The sequence below is a fragment of the Acinetobacter sp. B51(2017) genome (assembly GCF_003711395.1).
Classification (GTDB): domain Bacteria; phylum Pseudomonadota; class Gammaproteobacteria; order Pseudomonadales; family Moraxellaceae; genus Acinetobacter.
This window is the reverse complement of the sequence record NZ_PJRJ01000075.1, coordinates 1-1,775: the sequence shown is the minus strand read 5'-3', so window position 1 is coordinate 1,775 and position 1,775 is coordinate 1. Positions and strand designations below refer to the sequence as shown.

Sequence of the window (1,775 nt, the reverse complement as noted above, 5' to 3'; positions counted from 1 at the left end):
CTATCTTAAAGTGAAAGAGGACTCCACCCGACAGTCAGGGTGGAGGTGAATTTCACAGATTTTAACCTTGTTGGTTTTGAATGTATTTTTTAATAATATCCAAAGGTGCGCCACCACAAGACCCTGCAAAATATGAGCGTGACCACAAAACAGGTTTTGCATAGCTACCACGTAAATCTAAAAACTCATTTCTCATTCTTCTGCTTGTTACTGATTTTAAGTTATTTACCAATTTACTGAGTTGAACTGTCGGTGGGTACTGAATAAGCATGTGAATATGGTCAGCCTCACCATTACACTCCTTTAATTCCGCATCAAACTCTTTGCAGATTTCAGATACACACTCAGTAAAATATTTATGATGCAACTCACCTAGAATTTTCTTTCTGTACTTGGTAATAAATACTAAATGTACATGCAAATTAAAGGCTGAATGTCGGTTTTTATATATCTCTGTCATTGCTGAATTGCTTGTTTAATGCTAGTATTTATACATATTAAAACATACGCACTCATTTATAAAAATCAACAAAGCGTACAAATTTAGGCTTGAGCCTAATGCAGAACAGGAACTTGTTTTAAACAAGCTGCTTGGTTCTGCACGTTTTGTTTGGAATCAAATATTAGCTACATCATTCGAGATGCTTGCTAATAATGAGCGAATCAATAAATTTAATTTAGTTAATAAAATTCCTGAACTACGCAAAAAACCTGAGTGTGCTTTTTTAGAGAACAGCTCTAATGGTGTTTCACTTCAACAGAAAGTGCGTGATCTTGGTGATGCTTGGGGTAAATTCTTCGATAAAAAAGAACAAGCCAAACTAAAGCAAAAACCATTTAAGGCTAAGAAACCAAAATTCTTTAAACTACCCGATGGTAGTGAAATTCAACTTAGACCACTCATGCCACGATTTAAGAAAAAATCAGATGGTTATGATTCAATTCGTATTGTTCAATTTAATAGGTATTGCTGGGTTAAAGGCAACCAAGTTAAATTGCCTAGTGATATTGGCGTTGTAAAATTTAGAAAATCACAAGATATTTTAGGCGAGATTAAGAACGTCACAATCTCAAAGCATGTTGGCAAGTGGTATATCTCTTTTGGTGTTGAAAACACAATTGAAACACCAATCCACCCATCGAAATCAGCCATTGGGGTTGATCTTGGCATAAAGAAATTGATTACAACATCAGATGGTCAGGTATTTGACCCGATCAATAGTTTTAAAGCCAATCAAGTGAAATTGGCTAGACTTCAACGCAAATTGAAGAAAAAAACCAAATTCAGTGAAAATTGGAAAAAACTTAACCTAAAAATTAACAAGCTACATCATCATATTGCCAATATTCGGCATGACTACTTGCACAAAGTCACGACAACTCTCAGCAAAAACCACGCAATGATCGTAGTTGAGGACTTAAAAGTAGCCAATATGTCGAAGTCTGCAAAAGGCTCAATTGAGAAAAAAGGAAAGAATGTGAAAGCCAAATCAGGCTTAAACAAATCCATCCTAGATCAAGGGTGGTCAATGCTTGTTGGTATGTTGGAGTATAAGCAACAATGGCGAGGTGGTTTACTCGTTAAAGTTGACCCTAAATATACAAGTCAGACTTGTAGTTCATGTGGTCATGTTGCAAAAGAAAATAGGCTCACTCAGGCGAAATTTAGCTGTGTAGAGTGTAGCTTTAGCGAGAATGCGGATATAAACGCTTCTCGTAATATTTTGGCGGTGGGACACACCGTTTTGTCTGTGGAGGGTGGATGCGGTAAAGGT

Annotated in this window: 2 protein-coding genes; one reads left to right on the top strand and one right to left on the bottom strand. The window is 36.4% G+C overall.

Annotated elements, in window-relative coordinates:
• Positions 1 to 61: 61 nt before the first annotated feature.
• Positions 62 to 460 carry an IS200/IS605 family transposase gene (gene tnpA, locus CYK47_RS15130; RefSeq protein ID WP_122902591.1) on the bottom strand — a complete coding sequence of 133 codons (399 nt, stop codon included), beginning with the start codon at positions 458 to 460 and terminating at the stop codon, positions 62 to 64.
• Between the two features lie 58 nt (positions 461 to 518).
• On the opposite strand from tnpA, the gene CYK47_RS15125 reads away from it, so the two are divergent.
• A partial coding sequence (locus CYK47_RS15125; RefSeq protein WP_164709235.1) for an RNA-guided endonuclease InsQ/TnpB family protein occupies positions 519 to 1,775 on the top strand: 1,257 nt, incomplete at its 3' end.

Bases quoted from the DNA above. Each gene is read 5' to 3' on its own strand.
- tnpA (WP_122902591.1), bottom strand. From the start codon at position 460: ATGACAGAGATATATAAAAACCGACATTCAGCCTTTAATTTGCATGTA.